Source organism: Marinobacter goseongensis, from assembly GCF_023156235.1.
Taxonomy (GTDB): domain Bacteria; phylum Pseudomonadota; class Gammaproteobacteria; order Pseudomonadales; family Oleiphilaceae; genus Marinobacter; species Marinobacter goseongensis.
Window position 1 is genome coordinate 110,905 of sequence record NZ_JAKZAI010000010.1, and the last position, 18,200, is coordinate 129,104.

15 protein-coding genes are annotated in these 18,200 nt (G+C 58.9%); 10 read left to right on the forward strand and 5 right to left on the reverse strand.

What is annotated here, in order from left to right; all coding sequences use genetic code 11:
- Position 1 precedes the first annotated feature (1 nt).
- The 4 genes from hslV to MLC70_RS10990 all read right to left on the reverse strand — a co-directional run bounded on the left by hslV (position 2) and on the right by MLC70_RS10990 (position 5,138).
- Positions 2 to 532, reverse strand: a complete 531-nt coding sequence (hslV, locus tag MLC70_RS10975) for an ATP-dependent protease subunit HslV (protein WP_213478305.1) — start codon at positions 530 to 532, stop codon at positions 2 to 4.
- A gap of 76 nt (positions 533 to 608) precedes the next feature.
- A complete protein-coding gene (locus tag MLC70_RS10980; protein WP_248183741.1) occupies positions 609 to 1,112 on the reverse strand; it encodes an SPOR domain-containing protein in 504 nt (167 codons plus the stop codon).
- 18 nt (positions 1,113 to 1,130) lie between these two features.
- Positions 1,131 to 2,816, reverse strand: coding sequence for an arginine--tRNA ligase (gene argS, locus MLC70_RS10985; RefSeq protein WP_248183742.1), 1,686 nt, complete (start codon positions 2,814 to 2,816; stop codon positions 1,131 to 1,133).
- A gap of 114 nt (positions 2,817 to 2,930) precedes the next feature.
- Positions 2,931 to 5,138: a primosomal protein N' gene (locus MLC70_RS10990; RefSeq protein ID WP_248183743.1), complete on the reverse strand. Its 2,208-nt coding sequence runs from the start codon at positions 5,136 to 5,138 to the stop codon at positions 2,931 to 2,933.
- A gap of 232 nt (positions 5,139 to 5,370) precedes the next feature.
- Between MLC70_RS10990 and rpmE the strand changes: the two genes are divergently transcribed.
- Together rpmE and MLC70_RS11000 are read left to right on the forward strand one after the other, a co-directional pair.
- The gene (gene rpmE / locus MLC70_RS10995) at positions 5,371 to 5,592 is read left to right on the forward strand and encodes a 50S ribosomal protein L31 (protein ID WP_248183744.1); all 222 of its coding nucleotides are present in this window, start codon (positions 5,371 to 5,373) and stop codon (positions 5,590 to 5,592) included.
- A gap of 231 nt (positions 5,593 to 5,823) precedes the next feature.
- Complete coding sequence (locus tag MLC70_RS11000; protein ID WP_248183746.1) at positions 5,824 to 7,089, forward strand: malic enzyme-like NAD(P)-binding protein; 1,266 nt, start codon at positions 5,824 to 5,826, stop codon at positions 7,087 to 7,089.
- Positions 7,090 to 7,169: 80 nt separating this feature from the next.
- Here the strand turns inward: MLC70_RS11000 and MLC70_RS11005 are convergent, their stop codons facing one another.
- Positions 7,170 to 9,665 carry a penicillin-binding protein 1A gene (locus MLC70_RS11005; protein ID WP_248183747.1) on the reverse strand — a complete coding sequence of 832 codons (2,496 nt, stop codon included), beginning with the start codon at positions 9,663 to 9,665 and terminating at the stop codon, positions 7,170 to 7,172.
- A 195-nt stretch (positions 9,666 to 9,860) separates the two neighbouring features.
- Here MLC70_RS11005 and MLC70_RS11010 point away from each other — a divergent pair, with 195 nt between their 5' ends.
- The 8 genes from MLC70_RS11010 (at position 9,861) to MLC70_RS11045 (ending at position 18,023) form a co-directional block, all read left to right on the forward strand.
- Complete coding sequence (locus MLC70_RS11010; protein ID WP_248183748.1) at positions 9,861 to 10,925, forward strand: type IV pilus assembly protein PilM; 1,065 nt, start codon at positions 9,861 to 9,863, stop codon at positions 10,923 to 10,925.
- Entirely contained in the window at positions 10,925 to 11,488 is a 564-nt protein-coding gene (locus tag MLC70_RS11015) for a PilN domain-containing protein (protein WP_248183749.1), read from the forward strand. Before MLC70_RS11010 ends, MLC70_RS11015 begins: the two co-directional genes overlap by 1 nt.
- On the forward strand, positions 11,488 to 12,099 hold the full coding sequence (locus MLC70_RS11020) for a type IV pilus inner membrane component PilO (RefSeq protein WP_248183750.1): 612 nt from the start codon (positions 11,488 to 11,490) through the stop codon (positions 12,097 to 12,099). Before MLC70_RS11015 ends, MLC70_RS11020 begins: the two co-directional genes overlap by 1 nt.
- A 2-nt stretch (positions 12,100 to 12,101) precedes the next feature.
- Positions 12,102 to 12,647 (forward strand): pilus assembly protein PilP, encoded by a 546-nt coding sequence (locus MLC70_RS11025; protein ID WP_248183751.1) that lies wholly within the window; start codon positions 12,102 to 12,104, stop codon positions 12,645 to 12,647.
- A gap of 65 nt (positions 12,648 to 12,712) precedes the next feature.
- Positions 12,713 to 14,773 (forward strand): type IV pilus secretin PilQ, encoded by a 2,061-nt coding sequence (locus MLC70_RS11030; protein ID WP_248183753.1) that lies wholly within the window; start codon positions 12,713 to 12,715, stop codon positions 14,771 to 14,773.
- A 126-nt stretch (positions 14,774 to 14,899) separates the two neighbouring features.
- Positions 14,900 to 15,466, forward strand: a complete 567-nt coding sequence (aroK, locus tag MLC70_RS11035; RefSeq protein WP_248183756.1) for a shikimate kinase AroK — start codon at positions 14,900 to 14,902, stop codon at positions 15,464 to 15,466.
- Positions 15,459 to 16,553 carry a 3-dehydroquinate synthase gene (gene aroB / locus MLC70_RS11040; protein WP_248183758.1) on the forward strand — a complete coding sequence of 365 codons (1,095 nt, stop codon included), beginning with the start codon at positions 15,459 to 15,461 and terminating at the stop codon, positions 16,551 to 16,553. The genes aroK and aroB overlap by 8 nt, the downstream gene beginning before the upstream one ends.
- 21 nt (positions 16,554 to 16,574) lie before the next feature.
- Positions 16,575 to 18,023, forward strand: coding sequence for an AAA family ATPase (locus MLC70_RS11045; protein WP_248183759.1), 1,449 nt, complete (start codon positions 16,575 to 16,577; stop codon positions 18,021 to 18,023).
- The last annotated feature ends 177 nt before the right edge of the window (positions 18,024 to 18,200 follow it).

Genomic DNA, 18,200 nt, shown 5'->3' on the forward strand with positions numbered 1-18,200 from the left:
ATCAGTCGTTGGCGGAAAGCACTTCCAGGGTGCGATTGTGGTTGGTGTAGATGCAGATGTCGGCCGCGATATCCAGGCCTTTCTCCACAATCTCACTGGCTTTCAGGTCGGTATTTTCAAGCAGGGCGCGGGCGGAGGCCTGGGCGAATGGCCCGCCGGAACCAATGGCAATCAGGCCCTGTTCCGGCTCGATGACGTCGCCGTTGCCGGTAATGATCAGCGAGGCGGTCTTGTCCGCCACCGCCAGCAATGCTTCGAGCTTGCGCAGTGCGCGGTCTGTTCGCCAGTCCTTGGCCAGTTCCACTGCCGCCCGGGTCAGGTTGCCCTGGTGTTTCTCCAGTTGGGCCTCGAACCGTTCAAACAGCGTAAACGCGTCGGCGGTGCCGCCAGCAAAGCCCGCCAGGACCTTGCCGTTGTAGAGCCGGCGAACCTTGCGGGCGTTGCCTTTCATAACGGTGTTGCCAAGGGAAACCTGGCCATCGCCAGCCATGGCGACTTCGTCGTCGCGCCTGACGGAGAGAATGGTAGTCATGTGGGCTCCAGTTGCCTGATGAAAAACGGTATTCAGCAGTTATGGAGGCTGGCGGTGTGTTTTCAAGGGCTGGCGTTCAGCCCTCTTTGGGAATTTTCCGCACCAGAGGTTCGATATTGATGGAGACCAGCTTGTCGATGGCGGAGTTCATCTGGCTGCGGGAGGTGAAGGGGCCCACGTTGACCCGATACCAGGTACTGCCGCTGTCGAGATCGATGCGCTGAACGTTGGCCCGCAGTCCCTGGAACGCGATCTGCGCGCGCTGGCGCTCAGCGTCCTGTTGGCTGCGGAAAGACCCTGACTGAATCAGATAGGTAAAATCCTGGGATGCCGGCCCGGGCGTATACTCCTCTACTTTCGGAGGAACCACCTCGGATTCCGGCAGCAGCTCGTAGAACCGATAGCGTTGCTTTTCTTCTTTGCCGGAGGCGGTTTCCCGCTCAGGAGGCGGCGTTGCCGCCGGTGTCTGCCTGGTGGTTTCCCGCGGCACAGGGTCCGGGGCTGGCAGCGAATTGAGGTAGGCGATGAAGCCGATAAAGCCGCCAACGGCTGCGAGTGACAGAACCCACTTCAGTGACATGTGTCGATAATTCCCGAGTTACATTTCTTCCGGCGCGCTAACGCCAAGAAGGTCCAGACCATTCGCGATCACCTGGCGCACAGCCAGATAGAGGCTGATGCGAGCGTCGCGCAGAGCGGTATCTTCAATCAACACCTTGTGGGCGTTGTAGTACGTATGGAATTGTCCCGCCAGCTCCCGCAGGTAATGGGTCAGGTGGTGCGGCTCACGCTGGGCAGCGGAATTGGCAATCAGCTCAGGATATTTTGCCAGCTGGTTGGCCAGTTCTTTTTCTTCGTCCAGTGTCAGTAAGGACAGATCGCCGACGCATTCATTCAGGCCGCGGTTTACGCCTTCCTCAGCCAGTTTGCGCAGCACGCTGCAAATACGGGCGTGAGCATATTGGATGTAGTACACCGGATTTTCATTGGTCTGGGAGCGGGCCAGATCAATATCGAAGGTCAACTGGGAGTCGACGCGCCGTGCTGCCAGGAAAAAGCGCGTGGCGTCACGGCCCACTTCGTCAATCAGATCACGAACGGTCACGTAGCTGCCGGCACGCTTGGAGATTTTTACTTCCTGTCCGGAGCGGGTCACCATGACCATCTGGTGCAATACGTAATCCGGCCAGCCTCCGGGAATGCCGGCGTCGAGCGCCTGAAGGCCGGCCCGCACGCGGGTGACGGTGGAATGGTGGTCCGCGCCCTGCTCGTTGATCACCGTGGTAAATCCACGCTGCCACTTGTCCAGGTGGTAGGCCACGTCCGGCAGGAAATAGGTGTAGCCACCGTCTTTCTTGCGCATGACACGGTCCTTGTCGTCACCGAACTCGGTGGTTTTCAGCCAAAGGGCGCCGTCGTGTTCGTAGGTGTAGCCGTTTTCCTGCAGGCGGTTGACGGTCGCTTCGACCTTGCCGTCCTGGTAGAGGGAGGATTCCAGAAAGTAAACGTCAAATTCTACGCCGAAGGCCTTCAGATCGAGATCCTGCTCACGGCGCAGATAGGCCACGGCGAATTCACGGATGGCGTCCATATCGTCGGGATCGGCTTTACCGGTCACCTGGCGGTCGTCTGCGGTGATGGTCTCGCCGGCCAGATAAGCGTTGGCCACGTCCACAATGTAGTCACCGCGGTAGCCATCGGCCGGCCAGCTGTCGTCTTCCGGTGTCAGTCCTTTCACCCGGGACTGTACCGACAGGGTCAGGTTGTTGATCTGGGCTCCGGCGTCGTTGTAGTAGAACTCCCGGGTCACTTTATAGCCGTTGGCTTCCAGCAGCCGGCACAGGCAATCGCCGATGGCGGCCCCACGGCCATGACCAACGTGCAGGGGGCCGGTCGGGTTTGCGGACACGAATTCCACCTGAACTTTCTCGCCCTGGCCTGTGCGGTTGCGGCCGAACTGATGGGCTTCGTCCAGAACAGTATTCACCACGCCAAAGGCGCTGGCGGTGCTCATGAAAAAATTGATGAAACCGGGACCGGCAATTTCCACTTTTTCCACGGCCGAGCTTTGTGGAATCCTTGCCACCAACGCCTCTGCCAGTTGCCGCGGCGGGCAGCCCGCCGCCTTCGCGGCCACCAGGGCAATGTTGCAGGCGTAATCACCGTGGGACTTGTCCTTGGTGTTACCAACCTGCGGGCTGTAGGACTGATCCGCGGGCAGGGTGCCCTCGGATTGCAGAGTGGCCAGTGCAGACTGGAGCAGATCGGAGACGGTTTCTTTCATGCTGTCGGATGACTCGGTTTACGGAAGAATGGGTATCAGGCGGGAGACCGCCGGGAATCGAAGCTCGCTATTATCGCGGAAACGGCAGCTGCAAGCAAAAAGCCTACGCGTGTCTCAGCCGGTTTCCTGCGGATCCACATCAATCATCCATTTCAGCCCACTCGGCAGTTTTTGCTGATCCAGATCCTGACACAGATGGGCAAGTACCTGGTTCAGTCGTTTGCGGTTGTCACAGCACAGCACCAACTGTGCCCGGTGGCGGTCCGCGCGGCGGGCGATCAGCGCCGGCAGCGGCCCCCAGACATCGATGCCGGTTACGCTGGCTTTCGGTTTCAGGGTGTCCAGCAGTGCCAGGCTTTTTGCCATGGTGTCGGCTTCTGCCCGGAATATTGCCATGGCACGAAAAGGCGGGAACAGACCGTTCTCCCGCTCGGCAAGCAATTGATCGGCCAGGGCTAGATAGTGGCCCTGGCAGAGGGATTTCAGAATCGGATGGTCGCTGTGGCAGGTCTGGACCAGGACGTGTCCCGGTTTTTCGCCACGACCCGCGCGACCGCTGACCTGCAGCAAGGTCTGAATGAGCTGTTCGGGGGCCCTGAAATCGATGCTGAACAGGCCGCCGTCGGCGTTGACCACCACCACCAGCGTGACGTTGGGAAAATCATGACCTTTCGCCAGCATCTGGGTGCCGACCAGGATGCAGGGCTCCCCGGTGTTCACTTTTTTGAGAATGCCCTGGATGCTTCCTTTGCGCTGGGTGCTGTCGCGGTCCACCCGCACCACCGGCGTGTCCGGAAACTGCGCGGCGAGAATGTCCTCGGTGCGTTCGGTACCCTGGCCGACCGGTTTGAAGGCCTCGCTCTGGCATTTGGGGCAGTGTTCCGTGGCGGCGGTCTGGTAATCGCAATGGTGGCAGCGCATGGCCCGGTCTCGTCGGTGGTAGGTCAGCCGGGTGTCGCAGCGCGGGCACTCCACCATATGCCCGCAATCGAAACACATCATCACCGGAGCGAAGCCACGCCGGTTTACAAACACCAGGGCCTGCTGGCCAGCTGCAAGGCATTTCTCGATGGCTTGCAGGGTAGGGCGGGACAGACCGCCCTCGAGCGGACGGCTGCGGATATCCAGCAGGCTGATGGTGGGCGGCCGGGCGTTACCCGCCCGTTCCTCGAGCCTGATCAGCCGGTATTTTCCGGACAGGGCGTTGTGATAGGACTCCAGGGAGGGAGTCGCCGAGCCCAGTATCACCGGGCATTGGTTCAGGTGTCCCCGATATACGGCCACATCCCGCCCTGAGTAGCGGAAACCCTCGCCCTGCTTGTAGGAGCTGTCGTGCTCCTCATCAACGATAATGGTTTTCAGGTGCGTGAACGGTAGTAGCACGGCGGACCGTGTACCGATCAGAATGACCGGTTCGCCGTTACGGACTTTCAGCCACGTAGACAGGCGCTCGCCATCATTCAGGGCCGAATGCCAGACCACAATCCGGTGGCCGAAATAGCGCTGGAATCGGGCCACCGTTTGCGGCGTCAGATTGATTTCCGGCACCAGCACCAGCGCCTGCGAGGCGTCATCGAGCCGTTGCTTCAGGTAATGAAGGTAGAGCTCGGTTTTGCCGCTACCGGTAATGCCGAACAGAAGCGATGCGTTGAAGCCCTCGTCTGGCCCGGGAATCTGGTCAGCGGCTGCTTGCTGCACCGGCGACAGGGTCGGCCCCGGTGTTGGCGGTGCCGGAGCCGGCGCTTCGCCTAAGGCGGCAGACTCCTCTACCAGTGCTTTCTGGTGCAGTGTGCGAATCTGCTCGCGGGTGAAGCCGGCGGCGACAATGGCCGACACAGGAGCGCCGGCAGGGCGCTCCCTGAGCCAGGTAAGCAGTGCCTTTTGACGATGGGCGTTGGCGGAGAGCGTTTGAGGGAGTCCGCTGGCACGCCACCAGGTGTCCGGTTTTTCCGCGGCCGGGCGGCCGCGCCGCAATGCCGGCGGCAGTGCAGTAAAAAGACATTCCCCCAAAGGGTGCTGATAATAGTCTGATGCCCAGCTCAATAGCCGAAAGGTTTCCGGCGGTAGCGCCGGCCAGGGCTCAGGGGTGGAATACACCGATTTCAATTCGATTCCTGCGGGCGGCTCTACGCCGGTTTCCACGACCAGGCCCATGGCCGATTGCCGGCCAAACGGTATGTTCACTCGCTGGCCTGGCTGGAGCGCCAGATGGTCGGGCGTGCGGTAGTCGAAAAGACGGCGCAAAGGACGGTTCAGGGCAATACGCACAGTGGCCGGCGGTTGCCCGGTTCCGCTGGAAGTCCGTTTCGGTGAGGCAGTCACGGTATTTGCGTATCCTTGATATCGACGTGGAGGCGGCCGGTACGGCGTGCGGGGGAAATGCCCCAAAGGTTTGGGCTTGCCTGCCGTAGCGTTTGCAAGTAAGATTCGCGGTCTGTTTCCGGCAGGGCATGATTGTGCCCCGTCTTCTTCATTGATTCAAACATGCGGTGCCCGGCGCCCGGAGTAAGAAGCTCCCGCGATCAGGTAGCGGCATGACCGACAGAGGTTCGCCATGAAAGAAGGTATCCACCCCAAGTACGAAGAGATTACCGCTACCTGCTCATGCGGTAACGTGATCAAGACCCGTTCCACCATCGGTCAGGATCTGCAGCTGGATGTGTGCTCCCAGTGCCACCCGTTCTACACTGGCAAGCAGAAGGTTATGGATACCGGTGGTCGTATCGATCGCTTCCAGAAGCGTTTCGGTGGCCGCATCGGTGGCAAGAAAGACTGATTATCCGGTTCTTTCTGAAAAAAGCGTCCTGTGGGACGCTTTTTTTGTGCCCGAACCCCCGGGACATTCGTAAATAGTGGCGGTGTATACGCAGTTGGCCCTATTGACTGCTCAGTAAATGCACAATCAGGCCTTGTCTGATCTACGCCTTCGCGCCATAATGGCGCGCTCCGTTGGGACAGGTCCCGGCGGGTTTATTACCTCTTAAACGTGACAAACGGAACAGTGGCAATGTCTCAAGATCTGAAAGAAGCAGCCCTTGAATATCACGCCAAGCCGCGGCCTGGTAAGCTGAGTGTTGAAATCACCAAGCCGACCAAGACCTCCCGCGACCTTTCCCTGGCGTACAGCCCCGGGGTTGCCGAACCGGTCCGCGAGATCGCAAAGGACCCCGAGAACGCATACAAGTACACTGCCAAGGGCAACCTGGTAGCCGTGATCTCTGACGGTTCCGCCATCCTTGGTCTGGGTAACCTCGGTCCTCTGGCGAGCAAGCCGGTAATGGAAGGCAAGGGCGTACTGTTCAAGCGCTTTGCTGGGATTGACGTTTTCGACATCGAAGTCAATTCTGAAAGCCCGCAGGCGTTTATTGAAACCGTAGAGCGTATCGCCGATACCTTCGGTGGTATCAACCTGGAAGACATTAAGGCACCTGAGTGCTTCGAGATCGAGCGCGCTCTGATCGAAAAATGCAATGTGCCCATCTTCCACGACGATCAGCACGGAACCGCCATTGTAACCGCGGCCGGCATGATCAACGCTCTGGAGCTTCAGGGTAAGAAAATTGAAGAAGCAAAAGTGGTGTGCCTGGGTGCCGGTGCCGCCGCGATTGCCTGTATGAAGCTGCTGATCAGCTGCGGTATTCGCTCTGAAAACATCTTCATGCTTGACCGCAAGGGTGTGATCCACTCGGGTCGTGACGATCTGAACCAGTACAAGGCTATGTTTGCCAACGACACCGACAAGCGCACGCTGGATGACGCGATGACCGGTGCCGATGTGTTCCTGGGTCTCTCTGGTCCGGACCTGCTGACCGCTGATCAGCTGAAGCTGATGGCGCCCAATCCGATTGTGTTTGCCTGCTCCAACCCGGATCCCGAGATCAGCCCGGAAGTTGCCCTGGCAACCCGCGATGACCTGATCATGGCGACCGGTCGTTCGGACTACCCGAACCAGGTGAACAACGTGCTGGGCTTCCCGTTCATTTTCCGCGGTGCTCTGGACGTGCGTGCCACCAGCATCAATGAGGAGATGAAAGTGGCTGCGGTAAACGCGATTCGCGAGCTGGCGAAAGAGCCGGTACCCCGTGAGATCTGCGAAGCCTATGGTGTTGAGGCGTTTGAATTCGGTAAGGAATACATCATTCCCAAGCCGATGGATGTGCGCCTGCTGGGAGTGGTTCCGGCGGCGGTAGCCCGTGCAGCGGTTGATTCCGGTGTTGCGCGTAACCCGTATCCGGCTCACTACCCGCTCAAGTCCATGGACGATATCATCTGAGTCGTTCCCGGTGAGCTGAGCACATAAAAAAACCGGCGGTGATCCCGCCGGTTTTTTTGTGCCTGAATGCTTCGGTCAGGTCAGAAGATCTGGCGTGACAGATCATCATCGCCATTACCGCCGTTTCCGGATTCGTCCCGCGGATCCATTGGCGGCGGCGCATCCTCCTCGCGAAACAGTTCAAACAAACCATCCTGCCCCGGTCGGGCGCGCTTTCCGGTTTCCGGGTCAATCCGAACGTTGACGATGCCGTTCGGGCGGGGCATCAGCGAGCTGGAGCTGCCGTTCAGAGCAACTTTCATATAGTCCATCCAGACCGGCAGTGCCGTGCTGGCACCGAATTCGCGGCGTCCCAATGGGGCGGGTTGGTCAAAGCCGACCCACACGGTGGTGGCAATGTCGTGATTGTATCCGGCAAACCAGGTGTCTACCTGCTCGTTGGTCGTTCCGGTTTTTCCGGCCAAGTCGCTGCGACCCAGTGCCAGCGCGCGGCGCCCCGTGCCCAGCTTGATCACGTCCCGCATCATCGAGTGCAGAATATACACCGAGCGCTCATCGGCAAGGCGGCGGGCAATGCGTACTTTAGGTTCACCATCGCTGGCTGCGTCGCCTTCTGCTGATGCCTGCTGTAGGACGTCATCGCAGTCCCGGTTGCATAAAATCACTTTCGGCGCGCTGTAAATCTCTTCGTCGTTGACGTCTGTGATGCTCGCTATCAGGAAGGGCGTCACGTCATACCCGCCGTTGGCGATCACTGCAAAGCCCCTTGCCAGTTCCATAGGCGTCAGCTGGCCGCTGCCAAGAGACAGGGACAGGTCTTTTTGCATGTCGCCGGTGGGGATCTTCAGCTGGTCAAGGTAATCCAGTGTGTTCTGGATGCCCAGGTCCCGGAGTAGCCGGATGGAGACCAGGTTTCGTGACAGGTAGAGCGCCTTGCGAAGCCGCGTTGGGCCATAGAACTGGCCAGACGAATTCTGCGGGCGCCAGGCTGTTTCCAGTTCGTCGTCATCAAACACGATGGGGGCATCGTTATAGATGGTGGCAGGTGTCATGCCGTTTTCGAGAGCAGCCAGGTACAGGAAAGGCTTGAAGGTGGAGCCAGGCTGTCGCTTCGCCTGGGTGGCGCGATTGTACTTGCTCTGGCTGAAGCTGTACCCGCCAGCAAGTGCTTCGATGGCCCCCGTGGCAGTATTCAGAGAAATAAGGGCGCCCTCCACGCGAGGCGCCTGAGCCAGACCAACCTGACGGATATTGATGGTGTCGATCTGCGGGCTGCGGCCATCATCAGCGCCGGCTTCTGTGGTCATGGTGTCGAGTGCCGGGTCTGCGGCCGGTTTGACGTAGACGACATCGCCTCTGCTGACCACGTCCGAGGGTTTTTCCGGTTTGGCGCCGGTCAGGTTTTCGGTTCTGTAGCGTCGGGCCCAGGTCATGGACTCAAAGGTCATGACGATTTTGCCCAGGGTTCGGGCAAACAGATCCACTTCGCCGTCGTCGTCCCGGACCGCGGTCACAATGGCGGGTATGAGGGCTTCCACCCGCGGATAGCCGGCAATCAATCGCTCCAGGTTCTCCGGTTCCAGCTCGACACTGTCAATCTGGCCGATGGGTCCCCGGAAGCCGTGCCTGCGGTCATACGTCTCCAGGCCCTTGCGGAGGGCCAACGTGGCCTGCTGCTGCTTGGTACTGTTAACGGTGAGCTTGACTTCGTAGCCATCGGTGTAGGCCTTGTCGCCAAACCGCCGAACCATTTCGGTTCTCGCCATTTCCGCGGCAAAATCGGCATCCACTTCGGTATCCGCGGCATTGTAGCGCGCGGTGAGGGGGGCATTGGCTGCCAGTTCATATGCGTCCGGCGTGATGTAGCCGAGGTCTCGCATGCGCCCGAGAATCCAGTTGCGGCGAATCTGCGCGCGCTCAGGATTGGCGAGAGGGTTGAAGGCGGACGGTGCCTTGGGCAGGCCGGCAAGCATGGCCATCTGTGCCAGGGACAGTTCGGAGATCGGCTTGTTGTAGTAAACCTGAGCGGCGGCAGCGATGCCGTACGAGCGGTTGCCGAGATAGATCTTGTTCAGGTAGAGCTCGAGGATGCGCTCCTTGCTCAGTTCACGTTCTATTTGAAGAGCCAGAAGTATCTCGTTGAACTTGCGAATAAACGTTCTGTCGCGTGACAAAAAGTAATTTTTTGCAACCTGCATTGTGATGGTGCTGCCCCCAGACTGGATCTCTCCCGTGGAGACCAGTTCGATGGCAGCCCGCATCAGGCCTTTGAAGTCCACCCCGAAGTGGTCGTAAAAACGCGCGTCTTCCGCGGCCAGAAAGGCATGTAACTGAATTGTAGGGATCTGTTCGATTGTGACCGGTGCCCTTCTCTTTTCACCGAATTCTGCTATTAATCTGTCATCCGCGCTGTAGACCCTCAGTGGCGTCTGCAACTTGATATCAAGAAGCTGATCCACTGGCGGAAGTCCGGGGCGAAGATAAAGATAGAAACCGGAAGTCACGATCATCGCGAGACTTAATCCGGTGATAAAAAGCCAGGCAAACAGGCGGGATGTACGCAACAAATGAGACATTTTTTTCTGACAACTGTTGGATATAGGTCTATCATTTGAGAAATTGCTTTAGGAAGGATAATTCGCTTCACCGTTGCAATGTCATTCAAATAATGAAGAACTCGCATTGTAGACGGAAAATTGAAGAAATTCTCTTAAATAAAAAACACATAAGTTACGTAACCCGGTGCATGTAACCAGGTATAGGGTGAGCGCGTGTTCGGATTGTTTGGTAAAAAATCCAGTGCCGTCTTGGGTGTCGATATCAGCTCCAGCTCGGTGAAGCTGTTGGAACTCTCAAAGACGGGTGACCGGTATAAGGTCGAAAGCTACGCAGTAGAGCCGTTGCCGGCGAATGCTGTTGTCGAGAAAAACATTACGGACGTCGAAGCGGTTGGAGAGGTGCTCAAGCGCGTCGCGTCGAAATCCCGCACCGGCGTCAAACAGGTCGCCGTGGCTGTCTCGGGCTCCGCCGTCATTACCAAAGTCATCCAGATGGATGGCGGCCTCAACGAGTTCGAGATGGAGGACCAGATCGCTCTGGAGGCGGACCAGTACATTCCATACCCGCTTGACGAAGTGGCCATTGATTTCGAAGTTCAGGGCGCCTCTGAAACCAATCCTGACCAGGTTGACGTTCTTCTTGCCGCGTGCCGGAAAGAAAACGTCGATATTCGCGAGGATGCCCTCGAGATTGCGTCGCTGAATACCAAGATTGTGGACGTGGAAGCTTACGCGCTTGAGCGTGCCTACTCGCTGATCGAGCGCCAGCTCGAATCGCAGGGCGAGGAACTGGTCGTGGCCATCGTCGACGTCGGCGCGACCATGACAACGCTGAGCGTGCTGGCCGAGGGCAAAACGGTTTATACCCGTGAGCAGATCTTCGGCGGCAAACAGCTCACCGAGGAAATTCAGCGTCGGTATGGTTTGTCGCTGGAAGAGGCGGGGCTGGCCAAAAAGCAGGGTGGCCTGCCGGACGATTACGACTCAGAAGTGCTCACTCCCTTCCGTGAAGCCGTGGTGCAGCAAGTGGCACGAGCGCTGCAATTCTTTTTCGGAGCGAGTCAGTACAACGCGGTGGATTATGTGGTGCTTGCCGGCGGTACGGCTTCCATTCAGGGGCTGACGGAAATGGTCGAGGAAAAAACAGGCACGCCAACGCTGGTGGCCAATCCGTTTGCCGATATGGCAGTCGGATCCCGGGTTAACGCGTCGGCACTTGGCAATGACGCGCCCTCGCTGATGATTGCGTGTGGTCTGGCGATGAGGAGCTTTGACTGATGGCAAAGATTAACCTCAGACCCTGGCGTGAAGAACTTCGCGCGGAAAAACAGAAGCAGTTCGTGGTGATGATTCTGGGGGCGGCCATAGTGGCAGCCGGCCTGGCGTTTCTGTGGAAGTCCGACATGGACAGCCGCATTGCCTACCAGCAGTCCCGCAACGCCTACATCGAGACAGCGACCAGGCAGCTTGATCAACAGATCAAGGAAATCGAGGATCTGAAGCGCAAGCGGGACGAGCTTTTGGCCCGCATGCAGGTGATCCAGGAGCTTCAGGGCACCCGCCCGGTCATCGTCCGCGTCTTCGACGAGCTGGTGCGGACGCTGCCGGATGGCTTGTTCTACTCGGATCTGAAGAAAACCGGAGACCGCGTGGATATCGTCGGCATGGCCGAATCCAATGGCCGGGTCTCCACCTTGTTGCGGCGTTTCGAGGAGTCAGACTGGTTCAGCGATCCGAACCTGACCAACGTTGCCGCCGCCGACAGTCGTCGGACCGGGTACAGTGAATTCAAGATGTCGGTCCAGCAGCAAACTCCAGAGCCCGAAGGGGAGGATAAGTAATGAGCCTCGCGGACTCACTCAAAAGTCTGAATGAATTCGACATCAACGATCTTGATGTCAACAACGCGGGTATCTGGCCAGCGCCGATCAAAGCCATCGTGGCACTGATCATTTTCGGTCTGATCCTGGGTGGTGGGTACTGGTTCTTTATCAAGGATCAGTACGCGCAGCTCGAAAGAGTTGAAAGCACCGAGCAGGAGCTCCGCAAGAAATACGAAGACAAGGCCTACCAGGTTGCCAACCTTGACGTGTTCAAGGCGCAGATGGAGGAAATGGAAGAGACGTTCGGGGCTCTGGTTCGGCAGCTGCCCAGTGAAACCGAGGTGCCCGGGCTGTTGGAGGACATAACCAACACAGCGCTCGGTAGCGGCCTTGCGCTGCAGGAAGTCGCTCTCCAGCCTGAACAGCGTCGTGATTTCTACTCGGTGTTGCCGATCAACATCCGCGTTTCCGGCTCTTACCATGAGCTGGCATCCTTCGTCAGCAGTGTGGCAAGCCTGCCACGGATTGTGACGCTGCACGACTTGACGATTAAACCAACTGGCGGTGATGGCGAGCGACTGGATATGCAGGTCCTCGCACGCACCTACCGCTACCGGGCTGGAGAATGAGCATGGCAGGACAGCATGCGGGAAAAGCCTGGCTGGGTATTTGTCTGGCATCCCTTCTGACGGCTTGTTCCCAGGGAAGTGGTTTCTCTGATCTTGACAAATTCATGGCCGATACCAGGGCGAAACCGAGGGGGCACGTTGAACCCTTGCCGGAGTTCAAGGCATACGAAGCGTTCAGTTACTCTGCCGCCGATCGGCGCGCGCCTTTTGAACCGCCGATTGATGCGCAGTTGACCATGGTGGATAACGAGCCGGTCAGTGACGTCGAGCCGGATCTCGATCGCCCGAGAGAGGTGCTGGAAAACTTCGACCTGAAGGATCTGAACATGGTGGGAACCCTGACAGACACCTCAGGTGGTCTTTTTGCGCTGATTCGCGACAACGCGGGTGGCGTACACCGGGTACGTTCGGGCAATTACATGGGGCAAAACTACGGCCGCATTGTCGGCATAGGCGAGTCCCGTGTGGAGCTCATTGAAATCGTTCCCAATGGCCGGGGTGGATGGGTCGAACGTCCTCGTTTCCTGTCCCTCGATGAAGAAGGCTAAGGAGCGGGATGATGAATAGCGAAAGAAACATGCATGAACAAAAAAGTTTGGGGTCGAGGCTAGCGATGTTCAGAAAACTCAATGTATACGTCAGCGTGATTGCTCTGGGGTTGTTATCTGGCCTGGCCAATGCGGTCACGCTGGAAGACGTGTCGTTTTCATCGTTGCCCGGCGACCAGCTGGAAGTGACGTTGCAATTTGACGGTCAACCCCCCGAACCAACGGGTTACACCATCGAGCGCCCGGCACGGATTGCGGTCGATCTGCGAGATACGCAGAGCGGTCTGGATAGTCGCAGTGTCCCGCTGGGTTCCGGCAATGCCCAAAGCATGACCGTGGTGGAAACCAAAGACCGCACCCGCTTGATCTTCAATCTGATCGAGCTGGCACCCTACGAGACCGCCCGGCAGGGTAATTCACTGGTGCTGACTATTGGTGGTGAAAGCAGTGGCACGACCATGGCTGCCAATGGCGGCGGTTCCTCGTCTGCCGCGCCAGCGTCCTCGCGCAGCCGCGATGCGCTGGCCGGCGTCGATTTTCGTCGCGGTAAAGATGGCGAGGGTCGGGTGATTGTTGATCTCGGCAGTCCGAGCACGCCGGTGGATCTGTCCGAGCTGGGTGGCAAAATTCGCCTGACCATGGACGGCACCACGGTTCCGGAGAATCTCCGCCGCCGTCTCGACGTCACCGATTTTGCCACGCCGGTGACCCGTGTTGACACCTTCATCGAGAGCGGCAACGCCGTTGTCGAGATTCGTCCGGAAGGCAACTACGATTACATCGCGTACCAGTCCGGCTCGCAGTTCACCGTCAGCGTTGAGAAGCTGTCTGAGCAGGAGGCGGAAGAGCGCCGCGAGGAGAGGTTCCCATATACGGGCGATAAGCTGTCACTGAACTTCCAGGACATCGAGGTCCGTTCGGTGCTGCAGCTGATTGCCGACTTTACCGGCCTTAACCTGGTTGCCAGTGATACGGTCAGCGGCAGCATCACCCTGCGCCTGCAAAATGTGCCCTGGGATCAGGCGCTGGATCTGATTCTGAAGACCAAGGGCCTGGACAAGCGTCAGATCGGCAACGTTCTGCTGGTAGCGCCTGCTGACGAGATCGCTGCCCGTGAAAAGCTCGAGCTGGAAACCACCAAGCAGATCGCGGAACTGGCCCCGGTTCGCCTTGATATCATTCAGGTCAACTACGCCAAGGCCGCCGACATCGTTGCTCTGATCCAGGCTGACGCGGAGCTTGTCTCTTCCCGCGGATTCGTTTCGTCCGATGCGCGTACCAACACCATCAGCGTGCGTGAAACGGCAGAAAAGCTTGAGGAAATTCGTCGTCTGGTGACAACCTGGGACGTGGCCGTACGCCAGGTATCGATTGAGGCGCGGATCGTGCGTGCCCAAAACAATGTCGCTGAAGAGCTGGGTGTTCGTTGGGGCGCGCAGGGGCGTGCAACCGCCGATGGCGGCACTGACAGCATTGTGGTGGGTGGCTCCCAGGGTGGCTTGCCGGGCATCGGCACCGGCGGCGGTCCGCTGACGCTGCCTTCCGATCTGAACGTTGATCTCGGCGTAACCCGCACCAACACATCATCGGTCGCCTTCGGGTATATCGGCACCGACCTGCTGATCGACCTCGAGCTGTCCGCCTTCGAGAGCGACGGTCAGGCGGAGGTTGTATCCCAGCCTCGTGTGGTAACGGCTGACAGGCAGACCGCCAAGATCAAGTCCGGTGAAGAGATTCCCTACCAGGAAGCCTCCTCCAGTGGTGCTACATCGGTTTCCTTCAAGGAAGCTGCGCTGTCGCTGGAAGTGACGCCGCAGATTACGCCAGACGACAAGATCATCATGGACCTTGTGGTGAACCAGGATTCCCGTGGCGAAGTGACTGCCGGTATACCGGCGATCAACACCAACGAGGTCACCACTCAGGTGCTGGTGGGCAACGGCGAGACCGTCGTTCTGGGTGGTATCTTCCAGTCCGAAGTCGCCACCACCGTCACCAAGACGCCGTTCCTGGGCGATATTCCCTACCTGGGTCGTCTTTTCAAGCGCACCGAGCGAATCGACGAGCGTAGCGAGCTGTTGATCTTCATCACCCCGAAGATCATCAAAAGCGACCTGATCGATTAAGCTCACCGTGTAACGAAAGCCGCCGCCTAGCACCGGCGGCTTTTTTTCGTCCGGACACGGGTGAAATTTATCGATTTTGCGGCCCTGTGCTATTCTCACCCGCCAGTATGTTTATGAGCTCAAGTTATGTCACTGCCAAAACGAATAGTCCTGGTTGGTCCCATGGGGGCGGGCAAAAGCACGATTGGCCGAATGCTGGCCAGGGAGCTCGGCTATCGTTTTCTGGATTCAGACCGAATCATTGAAGAGCGCTGCGGAGCCAACATCCCGTGGATATTTGATGTCGAGGGTGAGGAGGGGTTCAGGCAACGGGAAACGGCAATGTTGGCGGAGCTGTCTGCGGTGCACGGTACCGTGCTGGCCACGGGTGGTGGTGCCGTCATGCGCCCCGAAAATCACGAACTCCTCAAGCGTGATGCTGCCGTGGTTTATCTGAAAACCTCGATCGACCAGCAGGTCGAGCGCACCCGTCGCGACCGCAATCGGCCCCTGCTCCAGAATGACGATCCCGAGGCGGTCCTGCGACACCTGTTCACAGTGCGCGACCCGCTTTACACCGGGCTGGCCGACATCATTATGTACACGGACCGGAAAAGCCCCAGGCTGGTGGTCCGTCAATTGGTTAACAGGGTGAATCCGAGAACGCCGCGCCACAAACGTCAGGTGCGGAAGGAAGGGCGAAATCATGCATAGAGCGGTCAGAGAGCTCAACGTGGATCTGGGTGATCGTAGCTACCCCATTTTTATCGGCGCGGGGCTGCTGGGTAGCCGGGATCTGACCCCCTACGTGGCGGGCAGCCAGGTCATGATCGTCACCAATGAGACGGTCGCGCCGCTCTACCTCGAAAAGGCCGAGGCGTGTTTTCGCGGCAAGCGCGTGGATACGGTCACCCTGCCAGATGGCGAGAAGTACAAGGACTGGCAAACGCTCAACCTTATCTTTGATGCTTTGTTGGCGAAGCGGCACACCCGGAAAACCACGCTGGTCGCGCTCGGCGGCGGCGTGATCGGCGACATGACCGGGTATGCAGCCGCAAGCTATCAACGCGGAGTGCCATTTATCCAGATTCCCACCACGCTGCTATCGCAGGTGGATTCGTCAGTAGGCGGTAAGACCGGCATCAACCACCCGCTGGGCAAGAATATGATTGGTGCCTTCCATCAGCCTGAAGTGGTGCTGATTGACACCGATTCCCTGGCAACTCTGCCGCCGCGGGAAGTGTCGGCGGGACTGGCGGAAGTGATCAAGTATGGCCTGATCCGCGATACCGAATTTCTGGCCTGGCTGGACCGTGACATCGACCGTCTGATGGCACTCGAAGCGGAGGCTCTGGTCGAGGCTATCTTCCGCTCCTGCGCCTGCAAGGCCGACGTCGTCGCGCAGGATGAACGTGAGGGTGGGCTTCGAGCCATCCTGAATCTGGGGCATACCTTCGGTCATGCGATCGAGACCTTTGCCGGCTACGGCAACTGGCTGCACGGCGAGGCCGTTGGCACGGGGATGATCATGGCGGCGGACTTATCGCGCAGAGACGGCATGATTTCCGAAGCGGATTTCCAGCGCTGCCGGGCGTTAATACTTCGTGCTGGGTTACCGGCTTTGCCGCCCCGGGAGATGACACCTGCGGACTTTATGGAACTGATGTCCGTCGACAAGAAAAACGTGGATGGTGCATTGCGGCTGGTGCTGCTGCGGGCCCTCGGCGACGCTTTTGTCACGGCTGACGCAAAGCCCGGGTCGCTTGCCGCCACCTTGAACGAATTCTGCAGGTCAGCCTGAGTTATCAGGCGTTGATCGGGTTTGGACCACGCGCAACAGGGACTGACAGTGAACGATGCGGGATTGAACAGCCTTGACGATGGCGGTCTGTTTCCGAGGCTGCAACAGGTGTACGGCTTGAGAGCCAATCCGCTGGATATGGAATCGCCGTTTTATCCGGATGCCATGCGTCACCATGCCCTGGAAACGCTCCGGCACCTCAGTGGTTTTGGAGATATGGCGCTGCTTTTGACCGGGTCACCCGGCGTTGGAAAGTCGCGGATTCTGGCGGAACTGGTGCGCAGTGAGTCGTCCCGCCTGGAGTTTCATCGGCTCCCAGCGGCGGCACTGACCACAAGTCAGGCGCTGGCCCGCTGCCTGCTGGCCATTGCCCACAAGAGTATCGAGACCCCGCAAAACCCCAGCGAGGCCATCTACGGATTCTTCCGTTGGTCTGAGGCCCGCGCCCGGAAAGGGCAGCGCATGGTGTTGCTGGTGGATGACGCTGACCGTGCGCCGCCCGAGTGTTTACGCATGCTTCTGGCAGCGTTTCTCGCGGCCGATCGCGGCGCGGCCGCGGTCCCGGTATTCAGCGGTGGCCACGAACTGATTGCCATGCTGGGCCTGGATGAGGCGACCACAGGGGTTCATCAGGTGCATCTGAGACCGTTAACCCAGGAGGAAGTTCGCGGCTATCTCGAGCCTCGCGTGCATCGTGCCGGTGGAGATCTTGCCAACCTTCTCAGTGCCGCCCGATTGCGGCAGATCCACGAGCTCAGCCAGGGCAGCTTCGGCCGCGTCAAGCGGGTCACGCCCGCAGTTTGGCTTGGTATGGTGCCTGCGGCGTCGTCCGCAAGGCAGTTCCCGTTCCGGAGCCTTCTGAGTTTCCGCTGGCCGGCGCTGGCTCTGGCACTGCTCGGCCTGTCCTGGTGGATCGTTTCAGCTCAATACGACGAGTCCCTGGTTCCAGAGCCGGTGGAGGTGGTGCCCGAGCGCATCCGTAAAAGTATTACCATAGGCCCCGATCAGCCTGCTTCCCAGCCGGCGCCGGTGGTGTCTGCAGTGGCGCCGACGCCACTTACCCCGGAACGCGAGCCGGTGCCACAGGCCGAAGCCCGGTCCGAACCCTTGCCGGGACCCTTGCCGGAACTCCAGCCGCAGCCTGAGCTCGACACTCAATTGGCGTCGGATCCGGAGTTCGCGCCATCCATGCCTGAACGCTTTGTCACCCTCGCGGAGGCGCGTCAGCGCGAAGGTGTTACCGCGCAGCTCCTCGCCGGGTTCCTGGAAAAGACTGCAACGGACTTCCTGGAGCAGCATGCCGAGGTGATGGGCTTGCAATATACCCGTTCTACACGCCAGGATCGGGACTGGTTCGTGGTATTCTATGGTGAGTTTGCCGATGCGGATGCTGCCAAGTCGGCGCTGGCGAAGCTGCCGGCGGATTTGCAGACCATTTCGCCCTGGATCCGGCCATTTGGCGGGTTTTGATCGTCATTCGCGCTTCGTCAGTGAGACCGGGAAGGCACCGGTAAAAGTCCAGAGAATCAATGGGTTTAGGTGATCCAAATGATTTTCTTGCCCCTAAAATAAGCAGTCTCCGGATTGAGTACGTATTTCTACGTGTGTAGAATATCCAGCCCCCATTTTCAGTGTCAAAGGGTGACT